Below are 24,556 nucleotides of genomic sequence, written 5' to 3' on the forward strand. Positions count from 1 at the left end.
CTACTGACTGCTAGCGATTTTAAGAGTTATTACCTTCGCAGAAGTGTTTACTCTGCTGCTAAAATATCTTCCTTGGCATGGATCATTTGAGTCAAAAAGTCACAATAAGGCGTTGGCACTTGGTACTTGCGGCCTTTTCGTGAGATTGCGCCATTGATATAATCGATCTCGGTTTTGCGATGATTATTGATCAAATCTTGATACATGGATGGATAGTGCATTCCGATGCCTTCTGGATCATAGGTTTCCTCAATATGGTGGACTACTTCGGATACATCCAGTTGAACAGATTCATGGGTAGCAACTGCCGCAAATTCTTCCACAATCGTTTGGACCATCGCACGCGCCGTTGAGGTTTGTCCGAATTGGGCAATATTCACATTTAAAATCGAACACAAACCATTTAGTGTGCCGTTGACACAGGCTTTGCGATAGATGGAGTAGCGAATGTTCTCAGAATAAGACGCATTTAACCCAGCATCAGCCAAGACTGCCGCTAATTGACGGGCATCTTCTTCTTTGCCCGGTTCGATATTTTGCAGTTCTACAGAACCATCCCCAAACAAGCGAACATTACCAGGACCAATCAAGTCCGCCGTCCAAATGGTATTTCCTAAAAAGATTTTATCCGTGCTGACATATTTTTCAATCGTGTCCTCATGACCGATCCCGTTTAATAAGCATAAGACTTTCGTTTGCTCTCCGATCATCGGTTTGATCGTTTGCATCATTTGATCCAGTTGCATCGCTTTAGTAAAGACCAGGATCAAGTCTGCTTGTACAGTCGTTGGGATCTCATTTTGCGAATAGATCGAAAAAGGGACTGCGATCTCTTCACCGTTTAAGTTCGCTCGTAATCCGTGTTCACGGATCGCTTCGATATGCGCCGGCCAGCCGTCGATCAACGTGACGTCATTTCCGCCTCTTTTTAGCATAATAGCAAAACGGCTGCCCATAGCACCTGCACCAGCAATAACAATTTTCATCTGAATTCCTCTTTCCTCTTCCACAATTAGGTATAGTTTACTCTAAAATCGTGAAATATGCGAGAGCCTTGCGTTTTTTCTCGATAGGAAAGAAAAAAGAACAATTGGAATAGTTAGATTTTTCAGATAATTAAAAAACGGTCGTTTCCAATTTTGTCCATTCAAAAAGTCGCACGGAAGATTGAAAACTTGACTGAGCGAAACCAGTTTTCGGACTCACGTGCGACCCTTCTATTCAATTATTTCCTGTGAAACAGTTGTCGTTTTAGGCAGTGACTGTTTCATTGTTTGTTGCAAAGTTTTTTAGCCGTTCAGCTTTTTCCGCTTCTGTGATCCCATGTTGTTCCACGTAACGGTTGTGTTCGTGGATGGCACAATCATAGCTACAGGCACCTAAATGGGCAGCTTGATTTTCTTCAGAAGTCAAAAATTGGCGATTGCATTCTGGGTTGGCACAGTTTACATAGCGCTCGCAAGGTGTGCCATCAAACCAGTCGCGACCAATAACTTTTTTATCCACATGATTGATTTCCACACTAATGCGTTCATCAAAGACGTACATTTTGCCATCCCAAAGCTCGCCTTGAACTTCTGGGTCATTCCCATAAGCAAAGATACCACCATGAAGTTGGGCCACATCATCAAAGCCTTCTCGCAGCAACCAGCCTGAGAATTTTTCACAACGGATACCACCAGTACAATAAGTAACGACTTTTTTATCCATAAATTTTTCTTTATTATCGATGATCCATTGCGGCAACTCACGGAAGCTGCGGATATCGGGACGAACGGCTCCTCGGAAATGGCCTAAGTCATATTCATAATCGTTACGGGCATCGATCACCACGGTATCTTCATCTAACAAAGCTTCTTTGAACGCTTTAGGATCTAAATATTTTCCAGTCATTTCTAATGGATCGATGTCATCTTCCAGGTTCAATGAAACCAATTCTTTGCGCGGACGAACGAATAGCTTTTTAAACGCATGTTCTTCTACTTCATCGATTTTATAAAAAATCCCTTTAAAACGGGGATCAGCTTCCATTTTTTCCATATAGCGATTTGTTGCTTCAACCGTTCCAGAAAGCGTGCCATTGATCCCTTCATTGGCTACTAAAATACGGCCCTTGATGCCAATTTCTTTTCCAAATGCTAAATGCTCCTTGGCGAAGCTTTCCGGATCTTCAATTGTTGTATATTTATAAAATAATAAAACGCGGTATGTCAAACCAATTCCTCCTTTTTTTGCACCCTACAGTATAGGTTATCGCGTGACAAAAAACGAGTTTTATGCTTGTACCTTTTCACACAATCTTTTTCTTTGAGCAAACAGTGTCATGGATTGGTTTGATTGAGCTCTGCCACGAAAAAAGCTGTGACTTGATCCATCGTTTCTCCACGCACCAGATGGCGTTCTTCTCGCGAGATAAACTGCAGATTTGCTTCTGGATTTTCTGCCACAAAGGCTTCCACATCAGCATAAGGAATTTTCTCGTCTTGGGTACCATGCCAAAACAAAAGAGGACGCTGTCCTAATTTCTCTGGTTGAGAAGACAGATCGTAAGCATCCATCCAGCTTAAAAGCTGACCATAATCCTCGGGTACAAAGAACCCAGCAGCGCCAGCGTGCATTTGGATGCGGTCACGGTATTTCAACATGGAAGGAGAACCCATGATACAAGCTGCCGCTGTGATTTCTGGATGCTGGCACAATAAACCGCACGTGGTCATCCCTCCCATAGAGACTCCGCCAACTGCGATCTGCCCGTTGACCAAACCAAGGTTTTCAAAAAAATCGACTAAGTAAGAAAACTCAAATAGATTGGTTTGGATACTTTGCCAAAAAGTTAAAGAAGGAATCTCCGATAGCTGGGTCTTGCGCTCCCCATGATTGGCTGCATCGGGCAAGACCACCCGAAAACCTTCTCTAGCCAACTTTCTGCCTTGTGTCAACACTAATTCTTTACTCGTCTGCCAGCCATGATAGTAAATAATCAATGGCAGCGGCTCATAAATCATTTCTTCAGGTACGACTTCTAAGACCGGAATATTTCCGATTTTTCTTTTTCGAACAGCTAATTTCATTCTTTTTCACCTCAGCTTAAGTATACAAAAAGTCGCCAAAAGCGCCACTGATACGCTGTAAAAAAAGATCATACCCGAAGAGTATGATCCGTTTTTTCGTTTATGAATGTAAGACCGCTTCTCGAGCCAATGCCAAACAACCGAGGGTTCCAGCGTTGTCTTCCAATGCTGGGGTCACGATATATTTGCTTAACTCAGGTGTTTCAACATACCCATTGACCAATTTTGCAAATGCGTCGTGGACGTTTTGCAGCATATGGCGTTGCTTCATCACACCACCACCAAAAATGATCACATCTGGAGAAAACATCAAAGTTGTATTGTAGGCACATTGAGCAATATAGGAGGCTTCGATTTCCCAATAAGGATCATCTTCTGCAACCTCTTGTCCTTTTTTCCCTAAGCGTTTTTCGATGGCGGGTCCAGCGGCCATCCCTTCTAGACAGTTGCCATGAAATGGACAGCTGCCAGCAAAGTCATCTTCTGGATGAGGGACGACCAGCATATGCCCCATTTCTGGATGACTAAACCCTTCGATAAAGCGCCCTTCTTGTAAGGCACCGCCGCCAACACCTGTACCGATCGTATAGTAAACGACACTGCTCAATCCTTTGCCACTGCCGAAGACATACTCACCATAGGCAGCCGCATTGACATCTGTTGTCCAAGAAATCGGGATCGGAAATTCTTTTTTCATGGTACCGATGAAATCAAAATTTTGCCATGCCAATTTCGGGGTTGAGGTAATGTACCCATAAGTGGCAGAATCGCGATGGATATCGATGGGCCCAAATGAGCCAATCCCAATCCCTGCTAAATCTGCTTGGTATTGTTTGAAGAAATCAATGACTAAAGGCATTGTTTCCTCAGGTGTCGTTGTCGGAAAGCTCATTCTTTCCTTGATCGTCATTTCTTCATCGCCAATGGCACACACAAATTTTGTGCCGCCTGCTTCAATCGAACCGTATAACATGCACATCGCTCCTTTTTTTCTAACTACTTGCTGAACTTGATGCTGCGGCATCATCTGCTTTGACGCGATCGATGGCTACCACTAATGCAATGATCAGGTCATCTAGATCTTCTTCATAGATCACGACTTCATAGGTATCGCCCCAAGAGATCCATTTTTTGTGGATCTCTGCGATCCGCTTGCCGTTGCGGTTGACCACAAAATCCATATCCCACCAATTGCCGTCCACATCGATGCCTTCTGCACTGATGGAATAGCGGGCTTTAAAAAATGTGAAATGTTTTTCTAAAACGATCGCTTCTTGGCCGTGGACTTCCACAAAAAATTTTGGTAATAAACTGAACACTTTTTTGGTGATCTCCGCGATCGGTCGCTGCTGCTCATTGAAGATCGTAAAACTTTTCGGGATCTTAAAAAAACTGCCTTCGACATAATAGCGAGGGTTTTGTAAGTCATCGGTCACGGTAAATTTTTCGCCGATGCTGAAAACCTTCTGTTTGATGTAAAGTTTCTTCAAATACTACACTCCTTTCTCTTTGACATCGCCCGTATTGATCACCGGCTGCGTGCCTTTATCGGTAATGATCGACACCAATAAATTATTGATCAGTTGGACTTTGCGGTCATCTGTGAAATTGATGTCCTGTCCGTCTTCGATTTGTTCTAACGCCATTTGTGTCATGGAGACGGCTCCTTCAACAATGATTTGCCGTGCTGATAAAATTGCTTTAGCTTGTTGGCGCTGCAGCATCGCACTAGCGATCTCAGTCGCATACGCGAGGTGATTTAAGCGGGTCTCTATGACTTCGACCCCAGCAACAGCTAATCGTTCCTGCAATTCTTTTGCCAGCTCCTCCGAGACTTCACTTGTATTGCCTCGCAACGTCAGATCATCGTCATTGAACGTGTCATAAGGGTATTGCGTCGCAATATGACGAATCGCTGTTTCACTTTGGATCTCAATGAAGTCTTGGTAATAATCGACATCAAACAATGCTTTAGCGGTATCTACAACTTTAAATACCACCACTGCCGAGATCTCGATCGGGTTTCCGTCTGAATCATTGACCTTCAACAGCGAACTGTTAAAGTTGCGAACTTTCAATGAAACATTGATTTTTTGGGTTAATGGGGTTGTCACAAACAAGCCGTTGTCTTTAATGGTTCCTAAATATTGCCCAAAAAAGAGGATCGCTTTGGCTTGGTTGGGTTGTACGATCGTTAACGAACTAAGGAAAAGAAACGAAACGATCCATAAAAGAATACTGAGAACGATTTCGAGAACGCTCTCATTTACGAACCCATGATAAAACAAATAACCGCCGCCAACTAATAACCCGATTAGCACAACCAGTGCTAAATACCCATTCACATGAAATGTCTGTTTTTCTGTCATTTTTATTCCTTCCCTTCTTGCTCTTATCTTACCTTGGTTAAAGCCGCTGTGCAAATGTTCTTGCGCATATCAGCGACGATTCCCAATCAAGCTATTTTGTTTTCTGCAACTTTCCCGTTACAATTAAGGTAGGACAAAATTTTTCACAAAAAGGAGTAATTCTTATGGCACAAAAAATTGACTTAGAAACGAGTAAATGGTCGTTGGAATCGATCATTAAAACGGTCGGCACCGATCTTTCCTCTGTTGTGGAGATACAAAACAAAGACGGCATTGACGTTGTAGTGATCTCGAAAGACGAGTGGCAACATCTTTTGGAATTACTCGATGCGCGTCATGCAGAAGGCTATCGGTTAGAACAAGAGCTTCCTGAAGAAATTTTAATTGACGTTGCCGATACCGACAATCAGTATACAGAAGACGGCGAGTTAGAAATGGAACTGCCTGAGCGTGTGCATCCAGCACCTGATTTTGAACTGGATTCAGAAGAAATCGTCGAAAGTGATGACGTACTAGATTAAACAAAAAAGCAAAACGGCCCCGGGCTCGTTTTGCTTTTTTATATCTTTTTTTCTTGCCTTTTGGTAATGACTGCTTGCAATCGTTCGATGGCAGGCTGCAATTCTTGTAGCGCCTCTTCTTCGGGTTCTAACTCTGCACACCGTTGCAGTCGCTCTAACCACATTTCTGGTTCTTTGACGCCCAACTGGCCAATGGCCCAATAAGCCGTTCCTCGAATCACTGGGCGCACGTCTTCTGTCGCACAGCGCCAAATCGCTGGCAAGGCACTGCGATCCCCTACATTGGCTAAGGCGATGATGGCATTACGCTGCAACGGTTTTTTCCCCCGCCAAGAGCCAGATAGATGGCCAAATTGTGCCTTGAAGGCTTTATTTGATAAAGACAGCATCGGTTGCAGTTTTGGATAAACGGTATCGACTTCAGGCTCCATCTCTTGATGAAAATGGAAGTCTTTCCCCCGATTATAAGGGCAGACCAGCTGACAAATATCGCAGCCGTAAATCACGTTATGCATCTTTTTGCGGTACTCTTCTGGCATCATACCCTTCGTCTGGGTTTGATAGGACAAACAGCGCTGGGCATTCATTCGACCATCGCCCAATAACGCTTTGGTGGGGCAAGCCGTCACACAACGCATGCAATCACCACAACCAAACGGGACTTCTTCATCTGGTTCAAGAGAGATATTAGTGACGATCTCCCCTAGATAAACAAACGAACCAAATTCTTCCGTAATCAGCAAGCCATTACGACCGATAAAGCCAAGACCCGCCCGCTGCGCTGCCACCACATCCACCAATTCCCCTGTATCGACTTGCGGTGCGAAACGCCATTCGACTTGTTCTTCCATCGTTTGCGCTTGTTCTTTGATAAAGGCGATCAAGCGATCCAATCGTTCTCGCAAAATATCATGGTAATCGATGCCCCACGAGGCACGGGCAAACATGCCGCGTTTTTCATCCCGCGGGACTTTCTCTTTGATTTTTGTCGGATAAGCTAAAGCGATCGCAATGATCGTTTGCGGATTTTCAAATGTCCGTTCAGGATAGATACGCTCTTCGATCACGGGATGCTCAAAACCAGACGTATGACCTTTGGCTTTTTGTTCCCGCAAGGAAGGCTCCAATGCCAAAAACGGCTCCGCTGAAGCAAACCCGATTTTGTCAATGCCAAGCCGCTTGCTTTCTGCAATAATTTTTTCTTTTAAAGACATGCTCGCTACCCTCTTTTGTCCGCTAAGCATCTGCTTCTCGGCTTTTTCTCTTCCCCTATTATACGTAAGCACCTGAAAAAAGTCGATGGTGCGGTTTGTTCCCCCAGTTTTTTTCTTTCTTTAAAAGAACACGTGTTGATTGTTTAAGATTTTAATTAATTTTATCGTTATTTTCCTCGCAACGATTGCATTGCCTTTTTCGAATGCTAGACTAGATAAAGGAATTAGAAAGAAATGAACAAATGAAATGGAGATGCTTATGACTCAATTACCCACCGGCTTGACTGCAGCAGAAGTCGCCAAGAAAACCCAAGAGGGGTTGCACAATGATTATGAAACAAAAACCAGTAAATCAACTGCTGCGATCATCAAAGACAATTTACTGACATTATTCAATTTTCTCAATCTATTGATTGGCGTTTTTTTATTTGCCGTAGGCGCCTATTCCAACATGTTCTACTTAGCGATTATTTTTGTGAATATCACCATTGGGATCAGCCAAGAATTGCACGCGCGTAATTTAGTAAAAAAACTCTCACTTGTTTCACCGCAAACGGTACGAGTGATTCGAGATGCCCAAATCCATGAGATTTCAGCCAAAGAATTGGTCTTAGAGGACGTAGTTATTCTTGGTGCTGGGGACCAAATCCCCGCTGATATGACTGTGCTTTCTGGACTAGTCGAAGTCAATGAAGCGATGCTGACTGGTGAAGCCGATCTGGTTGTCAAAGAAGCAGGTGCTTCCTTACTCTCAGGGAGTTTCATCGTCAGCGGTGAAGTGACAGGAACAGTCCTTCATGTCGGTGCAGAAAACTACGCAGCAAAACTAAGCAATGAGGCAAAGGTCCACAAACCGATCCGCTCTGAGCTGCTTGCTTCGATCCGTAGTGTATCCAAATTCACCAGCTATGTAATCGTTCCTTTAGGGGTGATTTTGTTCTTCCAAGCCTTTATGATGCGAGATGCTGGGATCAAGGAATCCGTCGTCGTTTCTGCCGCTGCCTTATTAGGAATGTTACCAAAAGGACTTGTCCTGCTGATCAGTATCGCCTTGACGACAGGTGTCATTAAATTGGCCAAAAAACGGATTTTGGTCCAAGACATGTATGCCGTTGAAACCTTAGCGCATGTCGATACCCTTTGTCTGGATAAGACGGGGACGTTGACGGAAGGCCATATGGTTCTCGAATCGATCGTTCCTCTCCAAGCCGACAGCGACCCTAACATGCTCTTAGGGAATTATTTGGCAGCCAGTACGGATAACAATTTGACGATGCAAGCATTGCGTCAAGGCTGTCCTGAGCTAACGGATCATCAGCCGATCGACGTCGCTGCCTTTTCTTCACAGCGCAAATGGGGTGCTGTGGCTTTTGAACATCTAGGAAATGTCTATCTTGGTGCACCTGAAAAAGTCGCCGGCTCTGCTGCCTTGCCGCAAGTCATAGAAGCGCAAGAAGCTGGTCTACGGGTGTTGATTTTAGCCGTAGAAACTGATCCAAAAACGCCGACATCCTTTGACCCAACCAACGCACAAGCGGTGGCTGTCTTGATTTTATCCGATATCATCCGCCAAAACGCAGAAGAAACCTTGGCTTACTTAGCGGATCAAGGCATCGATCTAAAAGTGATCTCTGGCGATAATCCAATAGCTGTCGCAGCGATCGCCCATCGTGCAGGCCTAGCGAATGCCGATCAAGCCATCGATCTTTCTACCTTAACGACCGAAGCAGAAGTCCGAGAAGCTGCGACACGCTATACGGTCTTTGGTCGTGTGACTCCTGAACAAAAGAAACTACTCGTTCAAGAATTAAAAGCCAATCAACGGACCGTTGCCATGACGGGTGATGGCGTCAACGATGTGTTGGCACTACGGGAAGCCGACGTCAGCATTGCAATGGCTGCTGGCGACAGTGCGGCTCGTCAAATCGCTAACTTTGTCTTATTGGATTCTGACTTTACTACGTTGCCAGATGTTTTATTTGAAGGACGCCGCGTCGTCAATAACGTGACCAAAGCGTCGGGAATCTTCTTTATCAAGACGATTTACAGCTTCTTGCTCTCATTGGTTTGTATCCTGACATCCAGCGCCTTTCCGTTCTTGCCGATCCAAATCACATTGATCGACTTAGCAATTGAAGGTTATCCATCTTTCTTCCTTTCCTTTGAAGAAAACAAAGCACCGATCAAAGGTCGTTACTTGCCGACAGTCTTGCTCAATGCGTTGCCAAATGCCTTGTTGGTGTTAGTCAATTACTTTGCGATCCGCTTTTTACAAACCGATTACGGTTGGTCGCAATTTGATACGACGACCTTGTTGTACTATTTGTTGATCGGGATCAGCTGTATCGCTGTGATTCGCGCTTGCTTGCCATTAAATCCATTGCGATTGTTCTTAGCGATTACCACTACCGTGGGGATCTATGTCGCAGCAATGCTTTTCCACGGATTGCTGGAAGTCGGTTTCTTGACCGCCGTAACATTGCCTTACTTCCTTGGCATGATGGCATTGAACATCTGCCTGTACGTGGGGCTTTCTTTCCTAACGAAGCGCTTTTCAGCCAAAGTGCTCGTTAAACAATCCTAATTGATTTTGCAGCATCGCTCTTTCTTGCTTTGTCCAGAAAGACGATGCTGTTTTTTTGTCCTCTCCATAGGTGCAACCATACAAGAAGAAAGAAATTTGGTATACTGAACCTGTAGGCGGTTTCAACAAGGACGGTGTTTCTTTGGAAAAGGCAACCCCCTTGTCAAACAGCCAAATTTAATCAGAAAGTGTTGGTGAAATTGGATGAAAAAAAGTATTTTACTCGTTTCTCACAGTCAGCAACTCACCGAAGGATTAAAACAGATGATCGAAGAAATGGCTGATGGCGAGTCAGTCACGATCTATTCTTTAGGCGGGACAGCAGAAGGAGAGCTGGGTTCTGACGCCACGAAAATCGTGGATGCCGTCAACGAATCCGCAGATGCTGAACTGATCTTAGTCTTTGCCGATCTAGGCAGTGCCGTTTTGAATGCCGAACTTGCTTACGACATGCTGGAACCTCAGCAACAAGAACGCTATCACCTGATCGACGCGCCGCTGGTGGAAGGTGCCTTTGCTGCAGCAATCACCGCTGGTTTTAGTGATGATTTGGCGCAAATCGTTGCAGAAGCAAAAAAAGCAGCCGAGAAAGGATGGCATGAAGCATGAAAAAAATCATTAATGATCCCTCAATGATCGTAGAAGAAATGTTGGCTGGTATCGTAGGCAGTTATCCTGAACTGGTCCATCAAGTCGCCGACTCACGGGTGATCGCTAAGAATAATCAAAAAGAACAAGTCGGTCTTGTTTCTGGCGGTGGGAGCGGACATGAGCCGGCCCATGCTGGCTTTGTCGGTGATGGGATGCTTAGCGCCGCCGTTTTAGGCGATGTCTTCACCTCCCCGACCCCCGACCAGATTTTGACGGCTATCCAAGATTCTGATCAAGGACAAGGCGTCTTGTTGATCGTCAAAAACTATACTGGCGATATCTTGAACTTTGAGATGGCCAAAGATATGGCAGAAATGGAAGAGATCACAACGGAGATCGTGGTCGTTGATGATGATATCGCTGTTGAAAATAGCACCTATACTGCTGGGAAACGAGGAGTTGCCGGTACGGTCTTAGTCCACAAGATTTTAGGCGCAGCTGCACGTAGTGGTGCCAGCTTAAGTGAATTAAAAACACTGGGCGATGCCTTGGTTGCATCGATCAAAACCATTGGGGTCGCATTAAAAGCGGCAACAGTTCCTGAAGTTGGGAAACCAGGTTTTGACTTAGCCGATGATGAGATCGAGTATGGCGTGGGTATCCACGGCGAACCTGGTTACCGTCGAGAAAAACTGAAACCCTCACGTGAACTAGCAAAAGAGTTGGTGGAAAAAATCTTGGCGGATTATGAAAAGACCCCAGAAAAAGTCGGTGTCTTGATCAACGGTATGGGTGGTACGCCGCAAATGGAGTTATTCGTTTTTGCCAATGATGTCGCGAAATTACTCGCAGAAAAAGACATCCCTGTCTCCTTCCATAAAGTCGGCAATTTCATGACTTCCATCGATATGCAGGGACTTTCACTGACCTTGATCGACTTCAGCGAAACGGATCACACCGATGCGTTAAATGAAGCCGTCACAACAATAGCCTGGTAAAGGAGCGAATAGAGATGCAATTGACAACAGAAACGGTGCAAGCATGGTTAGATACCTTCACGAAAGAAATCGAAGCAAACAAGGCCTATTTAAGCGATTTAGATACACCGATCGGCGACGGTGACCATGGCAACAATATGGCACGCGGCGTAGCCGCTTATCAAGAAGCTTATGCCAAACAACAGCCAACGACGATCAGTGATACCTTTAAAGTCTTCTCGATGGCAATGATCTCAAAAGTCGGCGGAGCTTCGGGTCCCCTTTATGGTTCGGCGTTTATGAATATGACCAAAGCAACGAAGGAACTAGAAACAATCGACTCCTTTGAACAATTAGGTACGATCGTTGAAGAAGGCTTGACCGGCATCAAAATGCGGGGAAAAGCTGAGTTTGAAGACAAAACGATGGTCGATGTGTGGCAACCTGTCGCAGAAGCCTTGAAAAAAGGTGAATTGACCAAAGACACGATCGAAGCAGCGAAAGAGCATACCAAAGAACTAGTGGCTAAAAAAGGCCGTGCCTCTTATGTTGGTGAACGTGCCATCGGTCATATCGATCCCGGATCGGCTTCTAGTGCGATTTTATTTGAGTCTTTGTTAACGGTGATAGAAAAGGATTAAAAAAACGATGCTCTTACAAAATACCGTTTAAGACAAAAGACAAACCTTATGATTGTGATATGCTCCCCCTATATAGGACACTGAAATATAAAGTGGCTTATATAGGGGGAGTTTGTATGTCTAGAGGAAAAATGAAATTAAGTTCAGAAGAACGGCTAGCTTTTGTAGAAAGAGCTTTAAAAAATGAAGCTAGCATAAACAGCCTGGCCAAAGAAGCACAAGTAAGTTTCAGTACGATAGAAAGGTGGATCACTCTTTATGAGAATGAAGGACCCACAGGTTTACTCCCTACAAAAAGGAATCAATCATACTCAACAGAGTTGAAACTGAATGCGATCCATGATTATTTAGCTGGAACATATGGTAGCTTAAGAGCTGTCGCCAAGAAATACGGGCTTCGTAACAAAAAACAATTAGAAGACTGGTTAAAGATATATAATACTCATAGAAACTTCAAATCAGAAAGTGGTGGAAGTAGAATGAGTAAATCCAGAAAAACAACATTGAATGAACGAATTAAAATTGTGCATGACTGTATTATCAACGGTCGAGACTATGGGAAAACCGCAATTCAGTACCAAGTCTCTTACCAACAAGTTCGGAACTGGGTGTTGAAATACGACGAGATGGGAGAAAAAGGCTTAGAAGACCGTCGAGGGCAACGAGCGGGAAGTAAACCTGCCAGAACACCCGAAGAAGAAATGCGCGATAAACTGGCTCAACAAGAACGACGGATCAAGTTGCTTGAAATGGAAAATGACCTGTTAAAAAAAGTCAGCGAGTTAGAAAGGAGGCGGGATTTGAATTAGTTCGTCATACGTTTGAATACCAATCGATCAAAGAGCTGCACGAGACAAAAAGCTATCCAATTAACACCATGTGTACCCTGCTCCATGTCACAAGATCGGCCTATTATCGTTGGTTAAAAAATCCCAAACTGCCTGAAGTGGTATTGAATGAACAGTTGGCAGACCTTGTTCGTTATATTTATGAAGCAGACAACGATAAAGGATATCGCAGAATCTGTGAAGATCTCGTGAATGATTATGGCTTTCAAGTGAATGACAAGCGTATTCTTCGAATCTGTCGCAAACTTCAAATCCAATCAACCATCAAGCATTCAGGCAATAGTATCACTAAGGCATCCAAGACTCCGTATCATATTGCGAAAAATTATTTGAATCGAAAGTTCTATGCGGATCAACCGAATCAAAAATGGCTAACAGATGTGAGTGAATTCAAGTATTATGAAGGGGCCGAAGTGAAGAAAATCTATTTGAGCGCTATTCTCGATCTCGCCGATCGTCGCATTGTTTCATTTGTCATCAGCGACAAAAATGACAATAAATTAGTCTTTGATACCTTCGATCAAGCAGTCGCCGCCGAACCAACCGCTCATCCGCTATTTCATAGCGATCGCGGATTTCAATATACAAGTAAAGTTTTTTGCACAAAGCTAAAGAAAGCGAAAATGAAGCAGAGTATGTCTCGTGTCGCCCGTTGTACCGATAATGGTCCAATGGAAGGCTTCTGGGGAATGCTTAAGCGAGAAAAATATTATCGGCGAAAGTTTATCAGTAGAGAAAGTCTCGTTGAAATGATCGAGAAATACATGAACTATTACAACAATGGTCGCTATCAACGATGTTTGAAGAGCAAAACACCGATCCAAGTTCATCAAGAATTATTAATGGCAGCTTAATCACTCCCCCTCTTGGACAAGCGAATAGAATAAATCCGCTTAACCAAGAAGGAGGCCAGTCGAGCAAAGTTGAGGTTAAACAAAGTAAAAAACATAAAAACTGCCTACCGAATTTCGGTAGACAGTCGTCAAAATAATTTTATTCTATTTCATTGTCCACTTGACGGGGAGCCCAGCATTGCATAAGGTTTGTCTTTTTCTTGTTTATTCATCTTGTAAAATCGTTTGGGCAACTAGCTTCACGTATTGATCCATGCCATCTGGATTTGGATGGACCCGATCTTCATAGAACCAGGACTCTTGGTCATTACTCAAATCATACCAATCGATCAAGGTCATATTGTCGTATTTTTCCGCCATGCGCTCCAACATCCGATTGACTTCATTTTGCCAACGCTGTGTCGGTACCCGTACATTGATCCAGTAGACTTTGCGATCACCGATCTCGTTCATAAAGCTGTCAAATTGGGCTTCTGTAAAGGAACCATTCGTCCCTAGCCCCACAAGGACGGTATCCCGCAAAAGATTTTTTTCTTTCAAGTCTTTGATCAATTCAGGGCTCGCATACAGCTGGCGCCCAACATCCCCATCAACTACCGCTTGGGTAAAGACTTCTTTCAAGTCAGCCGTTGCATCCAGCATCACAGAATCACCAAAAGCCGTGATTTCAAGAGATTCCGCTTTTTTCACTTGGGCTGCTGTTAAATCATACTTTTCCATGATATTTTTTTCATCTTCACTCGTGTTCGCCTCATCATCCGCTTCATTTCCTTCAGCATTCGCGTTCTTTTGCGATTGCTCTGCCGCTTTTTTATTGGCCGCAATGTTGTCTTTCAACTGCTGCTGCTGGGCATCGACATAATTCGTCGGTGCGGTCACGACGCCAAACAAAGCAACGAGGGTAATCAGTAAGCTGGGCACTAACCACGGTTTTTTCCAACTAAAAATTGGTTTACTGAACCAACCGCGGACCGTTCTGAATGTATCTTTGTACTGGAATTTACGCATTGGGTTTTCGATAAACCGATAGGACAATTCACTGATAAACAAGATCAAGAATAGTTCCACTAACGTGTGCATCAGCACGTTCTCCCCGATATTCCCCACTTTTGCTTCGTAAAAAATCATCACTGGAAATTGATACAAATAGATCCCATAACTGCGCTTGCCGATATAACTGAAAATCGGATTACTCAATACCCGATTCAAGCTGGCTCCGGGATGAGCGGTGACTGCCACAAGAATCGTACATAGGATACTGATCAAGAACATGCCGCCATAATAGACAAAAGTCAAATGATCATCTAAGAAAAAGAACGCTGCGATCAGACCAGCCAAGGAAGCAAAGCCAGAGATATTCAAGACCCGTTTGGCTTTTTGCGGTATCTCTTTCTTCAAATGGGTACTTGGCCAAATGAATGCTAAGGCACTCCCCATCCAGATCGAAAAGAGCCGCGTATCCGTTCCATAATAGACCCGTGTCGGATCAGCGCCTGGTGTGTAAAGGACTGCTAACAGAATTGCCGACAAAATCGTGACTGCGGCAGTAAATTTAAAGGCGCGATGCCTCTGCTTGCCGATTTTCATCAGCAAAATAAATACTAAAGGCCAAATCAGATAGTTCTGTCCCTCCACAGCCAGCGACCACAGATGGGTAAAGGGGGATTCATTACCGAACCGATCAAAATAGGATAACCCATGATTGATCTGCCACCAGTTGTTGTAATAAAGCAACGAGCTAACAAAAACCCCGCGCAAATTATTCAACAGGTTTCGCTGGAACAACGTGATATACGCTGCTGAGATAAGCAGCATCACCACCATTCCTGGATAGAGCCGTTTCATTCGCCGAACATAAAAATCTTTGACTTTGATTTTGCCGTTTTGATCCCACTCTTGCCTCAGCAAGTCAGTGATTAAATAACCTGATACGACAAAGAATACTGGAACTCCTAAATACCCGCCTCGCATATGAGTAGGTAGTAAATGATATAAAATAACGCCGATGACTGCCAAGGTTCGAATGCCGTCAAACCCGGTAATATAGCGGCTTGTGCTTAAACGTTTATTCATTTTTCAACCACTTTTCTCTAATTGATCCAATTGTTTCATAAAAAAACAATTTCAGCATGAACGCTATTGATTCCATACTCTCATAATTTACCAGAAATCCCCCATATAAAGCTAGCAACATCTGCTATATTTCAAAAAAATTAATTTTTGGCGAAAAAAAAGTACTTCTATAAAGAAATACTTTTTTCAACTCCTTTTTCACAGTTCTTCTTCATAAAAGCGACCCAAAATCTGGACATTTTCTGCAATACTGACAAAGGCTTTTGGATCGGCTTCTTTCATGGCACTGCGCAGCATCGGCAGTTCAAAGCGTGTCACTACCGTCAGCAAAACCGTTTGTTTGTCATGCTTGTACGCCCCTTCGGCTTCATTGATGATGGTAATCCCTCGCCGCATATGTTTTTGGATCGTTTGAATGACTTCTTCTGGGTTGCGGGTGATGATCGTCACCTGCATTTTCTTTTGCTTCGTAAAGACCGCATCCGTCACTTTTCCACTGACAAAAATCGCGATCGCACTATACAACGCATATTGCCAGCCAAACAAGATCCCTGCGGCGAACAAAATAACAATGTTAAAGAAAATCGATATCGAGCCGATCGTCTTCCCTGTCCGTTTGCGGATGGCAATGCTGACAAAATCCAGCCCTCCTGAAGAAAGACCATTCTTCAAAGCATAACCGATCCCCACCCCGTTGATGGCACCACCGAAAATCGCACAGATCATCGGGTCCGTCGTAACGGTTTCTTCGGGTAAAATTTGCACGAATAAGGAGGTGAGTAAAACAGTAATTCCAGTAAAAATCGTAAACTTGTGGCCGATCTTAAACCAACCTAGAAAAAATAATGGCACATTCAACAATAATAGCGCAAGGGATAAGGGGATATAAAACCCGAGCCCTTCTCTTGAGATCGTGGTGATGATCTGAGCGACACCCGTAATGCCGCTGGAATAAATATTACCTGGTTGATAGAAGAAATTGACCGCAATCGATGCCAGCAGCGCATAGACGATCGAAAACGAAAGTTTGTTGGCGTATTCTGGATGAGGGAGCCATTTAAACAGAGGAGTCATTGCATTTCATAGCCTCACTTTTTTGATTTGCCTTTATTATACTTCAGCTCATAAAAAAAGAAACGAGCAATGAAAGAAATGGGTGAATTCTCATGAACTTTTTTCATTCATTCACCAATTTCTATTTCATCACTCATTTCATCATGGTTTAACGCTTATTCGTTTTCTTCAACCGTTGTTACATCGATGTTCAAGTCAAACAATTGCATTGGCGAAACGGTACTTGGCGCTTGAGACATTGGATCAGCTGCTTTCCCATTTTTAGGGAAAGCAATGACTTCGCGAATGTTTTCTTCACCAGCCAAGAGCATCACTAACCGGTCTAACCCAAGGGCGATGCCGCCATGTGGTGGGAACCCATAATCCAAAGCATCCAATAAGAAGCCAAATTGATTTTGCATCTCGCGACGTGAGAAGCCTAGCGCTTCAAACATTTGCTCTTGCACTTCCCGTGTATGGATACGCAATGATCCGCCACCTAGCTCGTAACCGTTTAGCACGATATCGTAGGCTTGCGCATAGACTTTTGAAGGGTCTGTCGTTAACAACGGCAGATCGCTTTCTTTTGGCAATGTGAATGGATGGTGAGCAGAAACGTAGCGGCCTGCTTCTTCATCGTATTCAAATTGCGGCCAATCAGTAACCCATAGGAAGTTGAATTTGCTCTCGTCGATCAAGCCTAATTCTTTTCCTAATTTATTACGGATCGCCCCCAATGTTGCTGAAACGATCGCAAAGGAATCGGCACCAAACATCAGAATATCGCCAACTTCCGCATTGGCTGCTGCAATGATCGCGTCGGTCGCTTCCGTCAAGAATTTAGCGATCGGTCCTTTCAATCCATCTTCTTCAACTTTGACCCATGCCAATCCTTTGGCACCAAATTGGCCAGCGTAATGACCTAGATTGTCCATGTCTTTTCTGGAGTATTTGTCTGCAGCCCCTTTGGCGTTTAAGACTTTCACAACGCCGCCTTTTTCAAGAGCCATTTGGAAGACTTTAAAATCAACGTCTTTCACAACTTCTGATAAGTCGATAAGCTCCATGTCAAACCGTGTATCTGGTTTGTCACTGCCGTAGCGTCCCATTGCCTCATCATAGGTCATCCGTGGGAATGGCAAGGTAACTTCGATGCCTTTGACTTCTCGCATCACTTTTGCCAATAGCTCTTCCGTATAGGTTTGGATTTCTTCTGCCGTCAAGAAAGAGGTTTCGATATCGACTTGGGTAAATTCTGGTTGACGGTCGCCCCGCAAATCTTCGTCACGGAAGCAACGTACGATTTGATAGTAGCGATCGAAGCCAGCACCCATCAATAACTGTTTAAAAATTTGTGGTGATTGCGGCAACGCATAGAAATGACCTGGATAGATCCGTGAAGGAACCAAATAATCCCGCGCACCCTCTGGTGTTGATTTTCCTAAATAAGGTGTTTCGATATCCAAGAAGTCGTTCGTATCTAAGAAATTGCGGATCGCTTGCGTCGTTTTCGCCCGCATCACGATGTTGTTCGTCATTTTTGGACGACGCAAGTCTAAATAACGGTATTTCATGCGAATCTCATCGCCAACGGTTTGATCATCTTCAATCAAAAAGGCTGGTGTTTTTGCAGTGTTTAAAATCGTGATTTCGCTGATCATCACTTCATAGGCACCTGTCACCATTTTCGGATTGATGGCTTCTGGTGCACGATTGATGACTTGACCTGTTACTTCTAACACATATTCACTGCGGCATTTGTCCGCGATTTCCCAGGCTTCTTTCGAAACCTCAGGATTGAAGACGATTTGCACGATCCCTTCTCGGTCGCGCAAGTCAATAAAGATCACGCCCCCTAAGTCACGGCGCTTTTGCACCCAGCCTTTTAGAGTTACTGTCTGGTTTAAATGGGTCTCATTTACTAACCCGCAATATACTGTACGTTTTGTCATTCTTTTTCTCCTCACTCAAACATTTTGGTTGTCATTTCATCGTAGATCTCATCGAAGCGGGCATAAAGATCCGCTAACGGAAATTGTTTTTCTTCACGGCTTGCCATGGATTTGATATTGATCACTTGTTCTGCTAATTCTGTTTCGCCTAGAGTCAGAACCAACCGTGCTCCTTGTTTATCAGCAGATTTAAACTGGGCTTTGGCTTTACGATCCATGAAATCACGATCAGCAGAAAAACCGAAATTACGAATCGCTTGCACGACTTTCAGCGCTTCTAAATTGGTTTCTTGTCCCAAACCAACCACATACGCATCTAACTCATTCAAAGCAGGAATCACAACTTCTTCGGCTTCCATAGTGATCAATAAACGTTCGATCCCTAAAGCAAAACCAAAACCAGGTGTTTCTGGTCCGCCTAGCTCTTCCACTAAATGATTGTAACGACCACCGGCACAGATGGTGGCTTGCGCCCCCATTTTTGGTGCCTCACTCATGATCTCAAAAATCGTGTGAGTATAATAATCCAGACCACGCACCATATTCGAATCGACCTCATAAGGGATCTCCAACGCATCCAGCATACTCGTTACGGTTTCAAAATGTGCCTTGGCATCTGGTGTTAAGTAGTCTAGGATCGATGGCGCATCCGCCACGAATTTTTGGTCACGCTTGTCTTTGCTGTCAAGAACCCGCAAAGGATTCTCATGCAAGCGGCGTTTTGAATCCTCACTAAGCTCCGCTTCATGGGGCGCTAGATAATCGATCAACGCTTGACGATAGTTTTGGCGTGTCTCTTTGTCACCTAATGAATTGATGACCAAGCGCAATTGACTAAGTCCTAATTGACGATAAAAATCCATTGCCATCGCCATTGTCTCAACATCGGTCGCTGGATTTGCTGAACCGAAAACTTCGACACCGATTTGGTGGAATTGACGCAAACGGCCTTTTTGCGGACGTTCATAACGGAACATTGGTCCCATGTAAAACACTTTATAAGGCTTCGTATGTTCTGGTCCGAATAGTTTGTTTTCGACATAAGAACGAGCGATCGGTGCGGTGCCTTCTGGACGCAACGTCACATGCCGCTCTCCTTTATCGTAAAAATCATACATTTCTTTTGAAACGATATCCGTTGTGTCACCGACACTGCGGGCAATCACTTCAAAGTGCTCAAAAATCGGTGTCCGAATCTCGTTGAATTGGTAATCGCGAAACACTAAACGTGCTGTTTCTTCCACAAATTGCCATTTTTCGGATTCTCCTGGCAAAATATCGTTGGTTCCTTTTGGACGTTGGTAACTCATCGTATGCATCCTCCTATTTGTTTCATGGTTGCCCATGTTCTTTGCTTTCATTGCTTGTTTGCTTATTCACCTATTGCTTGTTACTCATTGATGTGGGTGGGTTGTTCTCGTGTTTGGCTTTTGGGTTATTGCGCTTTTAGTGGTTGGTTGCTGCTGGTCATCATCTATTCTGTCTTGCTCCAAAAGACAATCCCAGTGATTCCTAGTATGGTTACTACGCTCCCTGTGGTCGCCTAGTACTGTTCATCATCTATTCTGTCTTGCTCCGCAAGCCAACCCCAGTGATTCCTAGTATGGTTACTACGCTCCCTAGGGTCGCCTAGTACTGTTCATCATCTGCTCTGTCTTGCTCCGCAAGCCAACCCCAGTGATTCCTAGTATGGTTACTACGCTCCCTGTGGTCGCCTAGTACTGTTCATCATCTATTCTGTCTTGCTCCGCAAGCCAATCATAGTGATTCACAGCAAAAAACTCGCCCTTGTTTTTTTATACAAGGGCGAGTTTTGATTACACGCGGTACCACCTAAATTCGAGAAATGTTCTTCTCCTCTCGATTAACGCTCGGTCACGGAACAGCTTTTCTTCTGTTCATCTCCAGATTGTCTTTCCTTTACACGTCCTAAACTGCTTTCAGCCGGGGCAGTTTTCTCTTTTAAGGAATAGAATAAAGTACTCGATCCTTCACTGATTTTTGATATTATCTATAAACTACAAGAAAGCTATGAAAAAGTCAAGGTGTTTCACTGTCTTTTTCACTCCGCTGCTCTCTAGTAGCATTTTCTCTAGTGGTCAACACAAAGAAGCTCTCCTTCTGTTTGCTTTTCTTCCTTTTTGCGTTATGCTGAATAACGAAGGTTTTGTTTCTATGAAAGGAGCTGTTTTTATGTCTTTATATTCAGGCTATATCCGTCAACCACACTACTATGAGACCGATCAAATGGCGATCATCCATCACGCCAATTATATCCGCTGGTTTGAAGAAGCCCGCGTGGAATTACTGGCGTTTTTGGATTTACCGTATCATACGATCGAAGAAGCTGGCTTGATCGTTCCCGTGCTGGAAGTCAGTGCGCAATACAAAACGATGATTCGCTACGAAGATGAGGTGCGAATCGATGTTTTGGTCGACAAATATACTGGCACGCGTTTGGATTTTCGCTATGAGATCTACAAAACTAGCGACGGTCAGTTGGCAACGACGGGGACTTCAAAGCATTGTTTTTTAGCAAAAGAGACCAATCGCATCGTGCAGCTGAAGCGTAGTTTTCCTGAAATCCATCAACGATTTGCTGATTATGCTGCCCTGTCAGGGGAATAATCAATTCTGATCACTCATTTAAGTCAAAATCCTTGCTTTTTGAAACGGCTTTCGTATAATCAAAAGTAATTTCAGGGAAGGATGATGGCGATGTACGTGATTAAAGTTTTGCATGGTTACATTGGCAAAGATGGTCGTCGCACTCGTGAAAAAATTCCAGACAAGTTATGGGTCTTTGAAGATCGGAAGCAGTCCGAAGCATTTGCAGATAAAATTGGTGGTCGCGTCAAACCGTTAACTGAAGTCAAACAGCATACGTAAAAAAATAAGCCGTTATCGTCTTTGGCGCATAGACGATAGCGGCTTATCTTTTTTACTGCGAAGCAGGATTAATCATCCAATTCGGTTTCTAGTACTTCACCTGTTTGGGCATTGATTTTCACATCTGTTTGTTTGTTGCCATCTTCTACCTTGACTTCCCAATAGGTTACATTCATTTCTTTGTCTAATGACCAATCTGTTGCTTGACCACCGCCAGCTTCTTTCACGGCGATATCAGAAATTTCTTCCAATGAAAGCAAGTTGGTTAGGTCCAATTGATCGGCATCTTTTTTGACACCGTTTTGTTCATCGGCATCCAATTTTTCCGTTCTTTCTTCAGAAGTTTCTTTGGTTTCTGCATCAATCTTTAATTCAAACTCATTCGTGTCATCCACGCCTTCTACTTGGTAGAAGTAATTGCCAAAAGAAGTATCCAAATCAATCGAAGTGATCGCTGCATCTGGGTATTTATCTTGGAATATTTGGATCGCTTCTTCTACGGTCACTGTAGGTAAGCCGCCGTTGGCGATCGCTGCACTGCTTGAAGAGCTGTCTGTTGCTTGTGACGACGTTGTTTCACTTGATGAGGCAACTGCTGTGCTTGAGCTGCTGTTTTGCGCATGTTCTGAATTTCCAGTGTTGTTTTGTGTACATCCTGCCAATAATCCTAATGCGGCAATTCCGAATAAAATAGTTGTTTTTTTCATGTTTCATTCCTCCAATTGTTTGTGTATTCCTTTTTTCTATATATTTAGAATAACAAGTTCCTCATGAAAAAGAATCAAAAATGCTTGAAGAAAATCTAAAAAAATCTTCATCTTTCTCTTTCATTTGGAAAGGCAAGTTTAAAGATACTGCCTTGCGGTTGATTGTCTGTCACGGTAATTTTGGCATGATACTTGTCTGCCAGCTGTTTTACCAGTGAAAGCCCGATGCCTGAACCAGCAATCTGGCTGGAACGAGAATCTTCTACTCGATAGAACCGTTCGAAAATCAAGGCTTTCTTATCATCGGGAATCCCAATGCCAAAATCGGCGACGGTCAAAGACATCTGTCTCTGCTCTTGCGTCAAGGTCACATGAATCGGCTGATCGGCAGGTGAATACTTCGCGGCATTTTCTAACAGGTTTTGGATGATTTGCTGGAAGTCACGTTTATGCCCACGTTTCATACATTGGTTCTCCACAAAATATTCAATCGATTGCGGAACGATCGTCGCTTGTTTTTCACACTCTTCTCGGACGATCTGGGAAACATCAACAAGGGTCATTTCATCTTGGGATTGATTTTTCTCTAGGTCCAGCAATTGATTGCTCAATGTTTCCAAACGCTTCGACTCTTTGTCGATAAACGCCATTGAGGAAGGAATGACTTCCGGATGTTTGGTTCCACGTCGCTGGATCAATTGGACATGTCCGCGAATCGCGGCTAAAGGTGTTCGCAGCTCATGGGAAGCATCGGCAACGAACCGTTTTTCCCGTTCGATCGTCTCTCGCTGTTCTTTCAATAATTTATTAAAGGCCAATGCCACCGAACGAATCTCGATGGGCTCTTCAGAAACCGTCAGTTCTCCTGTTCGACTTTGTTCAATGGCAGCAATTTCTTGCGCCATACCAGTAAGCTTCTGACTCCATTTCCCGACACTCCAATAAATCAGCAGACTGCCCACGACAACAGCGATCAGATTCAAGAAACTGCTGATCATAAAGAGGCCATAGGCTAATTCCACACTATCCTCCCCATTGATAGCGATCGTCACCTGATCCCCATCGACTTCTTGGGTTTTCGTGTAATAGATGCCCTCCTCTGTAAAAACGATGTCTTCGAGAAAAGGAATCACTCGCCCTTGATTGATATCGGCAAAAATCTCTTCCGCATCTTCTGATGAAACGACACTGCCATCGGCTAAAATCACTTGCAGGGCGTCTTCTTCATCTGCCGAGACATAGGCATTGACGAGAAAGTCCCAGGCATCCCCTGATGCCTCACCTTTTTCGATGGCTTCGAGAATGTTGCTGGCACGATTTTCGATATGTTCAAACAAATAACCTACGGATAATAAAATAAACAGCAGATTGAAGAGAATCAGCAGACCAAAGAGAATCAAGGAAAAGCGGCTCGTCAATTGAAACTGGGCTGTTTTTCTACGTTGGTTGGCTGACTTATTCTTCATGATCGGTCCTCAAGACATAGCCTAATCCACGAACGGTTGCGATCATTTTGCCTTTGCCGCAAACATCCAGCTTGTTCCTCAGTGTGCGGATATAGACATCTACAACATTTGTTTGGCCGTCGTATTCATAGCCCCAAATCTCATTCAACAGGTCATCTCTCGTTTTGACGACCTCGGGTTCTTTCATCAATTCATATAAAATCCCAAACTCTTTGGGCGTCAACTCAATGGTTTCACCGGCAACCTGAACCAAGTGCTTGGCGATGTCCATCATCAGCTCCCCCGCCACTAATTGGTTTTGCTGGTTCTTTTGTTGTTTGGCTTCTCGTTGCAAACGCCGCTCGATCACCCGAATTCTGGCAAACAGTTCTTCGATTTCAAAAGGTTTCGTTAAATAATCATCTAATCCGACATCAAGCCCCGTCACCACATCGGCGGTTTGATTTCTGGCGGTCATCATCAAAATCGGGATGTCGCTTTCTTTGCGTATCCGCCGCGCCACTGTGATGCCGTCATAGATTGGCAGCATCCAATCCAATAAAATCAGATCAAAGGAATTTGCTTGCTGATTGAACAAGGTCAATGCCTCTTGCCCATCTTTGGCCCAGACCGTGTCATATCCCTCAAAAGTCAATTCGGTCTGAATAAAACTGGCTAAACTTTCTTCGTCTTCTACTAGCAAGATCTTCAAGGCCATATGCGCTCCTCCTCCTGTTTTGCTTCTATCATAACGGATTTTTTCGAAA

The 24,556-nt window shown here is 43.9% G+C and carries 23 protein-coding genes and 1 other annotated feature; of the genes, 9 read left to right on the forward strand and 14 right to left on the reverse strand.

The genetic code is table 11. The features are described from left to right. Window positions 1-47: 47 nt before the first annotated feature. The 6 genes from IGI69_RS13965 to IGI69_RS13990 all read right to left on the reverse strand — a co-directional run bounded on the left by IGI69_RS13965 (window position 48) and on the right by IGI69_RS13990 (window position 5,440). Window positions 48-986 (reverse strand): 2-dehydropantoate 2-reductase, encoded by a 939-nt coding sequence (locus tag IGI69_RS13965; protein WP_086316570.1) that lies wholly within the window; start codon window positions 984-986, stop codon window positions 48-50. Between the two features lie 265 nt (window positions 987-1,251). Further along, on the reverse strand, window positions 1,252-2,214 hold the full coding sequence (trhO, locus tag IGI69_RS13970; protein WP_087664604.1) for an oxygen-dependent tRNA uridine(34) hydroxylase TrhO: 963 nt from the start codon (window positions 2,212-2,214) through the stop codon (window positions 1,252-1,254). A gap of 107 nt (window positions 2,215-2,321) precedes the next feature. Further along, the gene (locus IGI69_RS13975; RefSeq protein ID WP_176257009.1) at window positions 2,322-3,071 is read right to left on the reverse strand and encodes an alpha/beta fold hydrolase; all 750 of its coding nucleotides are present in this window, start codon (window positions 3,069-3,071) and stop codon (window positions 2,322-2,324) included. Window positions 3,072-3,171: 100 nt separating this feature from the next. Next, window positions 3,172-4,044: a fructokinase ScrK gene (gene scrK, locus IGI69_RS13980; RefSeq protein WP_196043767.1), complete on the reverse strand. Its 873-nt coding sequence runs from the start codon at window positions 4,042-4,044 to the stop codon at window positions 3,172-3,174. Window positions 4,045-4,063: 19 nt separating this feature from the next. Then, a complete protein-coding gene (locus IGI69_RS13985) occupies window positions 4,064-4,561 on the reverse strand; it encodes an LURP-one-related/scramblase family protein (protein ID WP_005233908.1) in 498 nt (165 codons plus the stop codon). 3 nt (window positions 4,562-4,564) lie between these two features. Next, window positions 4,565-5,440 (reverse strand): SPFH domain-containing protein, encoded by an 876-nt coding sequence (locus tag IGI69_RS13990; protein ID WP_008379560.1) that lies wholly within the window; start codon window positions 5,438-5,440, stop codon window positions 4,565-4,567. Window positions 5,441-5,604: 164 nt separating this feature from the next. Between IGI69_RS13990 and IGI69_RS13995 the strand changes: the two genes are divergently transcribed. Next, complete coding sequence (locus IGI69_RS13995; protein WP_087664602.1) at window positions 5,605-5,961, forward strand: hypothetical protein; 357 nt, start codon at window positions 5,605-5,607, stop codon at window positions 5,959-5,961. A 38-nt stretch (window positions 5,962-5,999) separates the two neighbouring features. Here IGI69_RS13995 and queG read toward each other — a convergent pair whose 3' ends face one another. Then, window positions 6,000-7,175, reverse strand: coding sequence for a tRNA epoxyqueuosine(34) reductase QueG (queG, locus tag IGI69_RS14000; RefSeq protein WP_270266840.1), 1,176 nt, complete (start codon window positions 7,173-7,175; stop codon window positions 6,000-6,002). A 259-nt stretch (window positions 7,176-7,434) separates the two neighbouring features. On the opposite strand from queG, the gene IGI69_RS14005 reads away from it, so the two are divergent. From IGI69_RS14005 to IGI69_RS14030, 6 genes are all read left to right on the forward strand, one after another. Next, the gene (locus IGI69_RS14005) at window positions 7,435-9,759 is read left to right on the forward strand and encodes an HAD-IC family P-type ATPase (protein ID WP_034872141.1); all 2,325 of its coding nucleotides are present in this window, start codon (window positions 7,435-7,437) and stop codon (window positions 9,757-9,759) included. Between the two features lie 204 nt (window positions 9,760-9,963). Continuing rightward, on the forward strand, window positions 9,964-10,368 hold the full coding sequence (gene dhaM, locus IGI69_RS14010; protein WP_005228160.1) for a dihydroxyacetone kinase phosphoryl donor subunit DhaM: 405 nt from the start codon (window positions 9,964-9,966) through the stop codon (window positions 10,366-10,368). Next, a complete protein-coding gene (dhaK, locus tag IGI69_RS14015; RefSeq protein WP_061053301.1) occupies window positions 10,365-11,348 on the forward strand; it encodes a dihydroxyacetone kinase subunit DhaK in 984 nt (327 codons plus the stop codon). Before dhaM ends, dhaK begins: the two co-directional genes overlap by 4 nt. A gap of 14 nt (window positions 11,349-11,362) precedes the next feature. Then, the gene (gene dhaL, locus IGI69_RS14020; RefSeq protein ID WP_005233893.1) at window positions 11,363-11,968 is read left to right on the forward strand and encodes a dihydroxyacetone kinase subunit DhaL; all 606 of its coding nucleotides are present in this window, start codon (window positions 11,363-11,365) and stop codon (window positions 11,966-11,968) included. 116 nt (window positions 11,969-12,084) lie between these two features. Next, window positions 12,085-12,777: a transposase gene (locus IGI69_RS14025; protein ID WP_438739694.1), complete on the forward strand. Its 693-nt coding sequence runs from the start codon at window positions 12,085-12,087 to the stop codon at window positions 12,775-12,777. A gap of 35 nt (window positions 12,778-12,812) precedes the next feature. Further along, window positions 12,813-13,670, forward strand: coding sequence for an IS3 family transposase (locus IGI69_RS14030; protein WP_240457400.1), 858 nt, complete (start codon window positions 12,813-12,815; stop codon window positions 13,668-13,670). Window positions 13,671-13,874: 204 nt separating this feature from the next. Here IGI69_RS14030 and IGI69_RS14035 read toward each other — a convergent pair whose 3' ends face one another. The 4 genes from IGI69_RS14035 to hisS all read right to left on the reverse strand — a co-directional run bounded on the left by IGI69_RS14035 (window position 13,875) and on the right by hisS (window position 20,058). Next, window positions 13,875-15,743, reverse strand: a complete 1,869-nt coding sequence (locus IGI69_RS14035; protein WP_061053302.1) for an acyltransferase family protein — start codon at window positions 15,741-15,743, stop codon at window positions 13,875-13,877. A gap of 198 nt (window positions 15,744-15,941) precedes the next feature. Further along, window positions 15,942-16,817: a YitT family protein gene (locus tag IGI69_RS14040; protein ID WP_010750004.1), complete on the reverse strand. Its 876-nt coding sequence runs from the start codon at window positions 16,815-16,817 to the stop codon at window positions 15,942-15,944. A 155-nt stretch (window positions 16,818-16,972) separates the two neighbouring features. Further along, window positions 16,973-18,748 carry an aspartate--tRNA ligase gene (gene aspS / locus IGI69_RS14045; RefSeq protein ID WP_015510364.1) on the reverse strand — a complete coding sequence of 592 codons (1,776 nt, stop codon included), beginning with the start codon at window positions 18,746-18,748 and terminating at the stop codon, window positions 16,973-16,975. Window positions 18,749-18,759: 11 nt separating this feature from the next. Then, on the reverse strand, window positions 18,760-20,058 hold the full coding sequence (gene hisS, locus IGI69_RS14050; protein ID WP_008379541.1) for a histidine--tRNA ligase: 1,299 nt from the start codon (window positions 20,056-20,058) through the stop codon (window positions 18,760-18,762). A gap of 489 nt (window positions 20,059-20,547) precedes the next feature. After that, window positions 20,548-20,752, reverse strand: a binding site (T-box leader). A gap of 189 nt (window positions 20,753-20,941) precedes the next feature. On the opposite strand from hisS, the gene IGI69_RS14055 reads away from it, so the two are divergent. After that, window positions 20,942-21,376: an acyl-CoA thioesterase gene (locus IGI69_RS14055; protein WP_008379539.1), complete on the forward strand. Its 435-nt coding sequence runs from the start codon at window positions 20,942-20,944 to the stop codon at window positions 21,374-21,376. A 90-nt stretch (window positions 21,377-21,466) separates the two neighbouring features. Further along, on the forward strand, window positions 21,467-21,637 hold the full coding sequence (locus tag IGI69_RS14060; protein ID WP_008379536.1) for a hypothetical protein: 171 nt from the start codon (window positions 21,467-21,469) through the stop codon (window positions 21,635-21,637). Window positions 21,638-21,705: 68 nt separating this feature from the next. Here the strand turns inward: IGI69_RS14060 and IGI69_RS14065 are convergent, their stop codons facing one another. The 3 genes from IGI69_RS14065 to IGI69_RS14075 all read right to left on the reverse strand — a co-directional run bounded on the left by IGI69_RS14065 (window position 21,706) and on the right by IGI69_RS14075 (window position 24,507). After that, complete coding sequence (locus IGI69_RS14065) at window positions 21,706-22,344, reverse strand: PepSY domain-containing protein (RefSeq protein ID WP_270266828.1); 639 nt, start codon at window positions 22,342-22,344, stop codon at window positions 21,706-21,708. 107 nt (window positions 22,345-22,451) lie between these two features. Next, window positions 22,452-23,810: a sensor histidine kinase gene (locus tag IGI69_RS14070; protein ID WP_087628018.1), complete on the reverse strand. Its 1,359-nt coding sequence runs from the start codon at window positions 23,808-23,810 to the stop codon at window positions 22,452-22,454. Then, window positions 23,800-24,507: a response regulator transcription factor gene (locus IGI69_RS14075; RefSeq protein WP_270266827.1), complete on the reverse strand. Its 708-nt coding sequence runs from the start codon at window positions 24,505-24,507 to the stop codon at window positions 23,800-23,802. The genes IGI69_RS14070 and IGI69_RS14075 overlap by 11 nt, the downstream gene beginning before the upstream one ends. Between the last annotated feature and the right edge of the window lie 49 nt (window positions 24,508-24,556).

The sequence above is a fragment of the Enterococcus sp. DIV1083b genome (assembly GCF_051713705.1).
In the GTDB taxonomy this organism is placed as follows: domain Bacteria; phylum Bacillota; class Bacilli; order Lactobacillales; family Enterococcaceae; genus Enterococcus_D; species Enterococcus_D casseliflavus.

What these genes read in the sequence shown, in the direction of transcription:
- IGI69_RS13965 (WP_086316570.1), bottom strand. Translation starts at nt 986, where the DNA reads ATGAAAATTGTTATTGCTGGTGCAGGTGCTATGGGCAGCCGTTTTGCT.
- IGI69_RS13975 (WP_176257009.1), bottom strand. Translation starts at nt 3,071, where the DNA reads ATGAAATTAGCTGTTCGAAAAAGAAAAATCGGAAATATTCCGGTCTTA.
- scrK (WP_196043767.1), bottom strand. Translation starts at nt 4,044, where the DNA reads ATGTTATACGGTTCGATTGAAGCAGGCGGCACAAAATTTGTGTGTGCC.
- IGI69_RS13990 (WP_008379560.1), bottom strand. Translation starts at nt 5,440, where the DNA reads ATGACAGAAAAACAGACATTTCATGTGAATGGGTATTTAGCACTGGTT.
- IGI69_RS13995 (WP_087664602.1), top strand. Translation starts at nt 5,605, where the DNA reads ATGGCACAAAAAATTGACTTAGAAACGAGTAAATGGTCGTTGGAATCG.
- queG (WP_270266840.1), bottom strand. Translation starts at nt 7,175, where the DNA reads ATGTCTTTAAAAGAAAAAATTATTGCAGAAAGCAAGCGGCTTGGCATT.
- IGI69_RS14005 (WP_034872141.1), top strand. Translation starts at nt 7,435, where the DNA reads ATGACTCAATTACCCACCGGCTTGACTGCAGCAGAAGTCGCCAAGAAA.
- dhaM (WP_005228160.1), top strand. Translation starts at nt 9,964, where the DNA reads ATGAAAAAAAGTATTTTACTCGTTTCTCACAGTCAGCAACTCACCGAA.
- dhaK (WP_061053301.1), top strand. Translation starts at nt 10,365, where the DNA reads ATGAAAAAAATCATTAATGATCCCTCAATGATCGTAGAAGAAATGTTG.
- dhaL (WP_005233893.1), top strand. Translation starts at nt 11,363, where the DNA reads ATGCAATTGACAACAGAAACGGTGCAAGCATGGTTAGATACCTTCACG.
- IGI69_RS14025 (WP_438739694.1), top strand. Translation starts at nt 12,085, where the DNA reads ATGTCTAGAGGAAAAATGAAATTAAGTTCAGAAGAACGGCTAGCTTTT.
- IGI69_RS14035 (WP_061053302.1), bottom strand. Translation starts at nt 15,743, where the DNA reads ATGAATAAACGTTTAAGCACAAGCCGCTATATTACCGGGTTTGACGGC.
- IGI69_RS14040 (WP_010750004.1), bottom strand. Translation starts at nt 16,817, where the DNA reads ATGACTCCTCTGTTTAAATGGCTCCCTCATCCAGAATACGCCAACAAA.
- aspS (WP_015510364.1), bottom strand. Translation starts at nt 18,748, where the DNA reads ATGACAAAACGTACAGTATATTGCGGGTTAGTAAATGAGACCCATTTA.
- hisS (WP_008379541.1), bottom strand. Translation starts at nt 20,058, where the DNA reads ATGAGTTACCAACGTCCAAAAGGAACCAACGATATTTTGCCAGGAGAA.
- IGI69_RS14055 (WP_008379539.1), top strand. Translation starts at nt 20,942, where the DNA reads ATGTCTTTATATTCAGGCTATATCCGTCAACCACACTACTATGAGACC.
- IGI69_RS14060 (WP_008379536.1), top strand. Translation starts at nt 21,467, where the DNA reads ATGTACGTGATTAAAGTTTTGCATGGTTACATTGGCAAAGATGGTCGT.
- IGI69_RS14065 (WP_270266828.1), bottom strand. Translation starts at nt 22,344, where the DNA reads ATGAAAAAAACAACTATTTTATTCGGAATTGCCGCATTAGGATTATTG.
- IGI69_RS14070 (WP_087628018.1), bottom strand. Translation starts at nt 23,810, where the DNA reads ATGAAGAATAAGTCAGCCAACCAACGTAGAAAAACAGCCCAGTTTCAA.
- IGI69_RS14075 (WP_270266827.1), bottom strand. Translation starts at nt 24,507, where the DNA reads ATGGCCTTGAAGATCTTGCTAGTAGAAGACGAAGAAAGTTTAGCCAGT.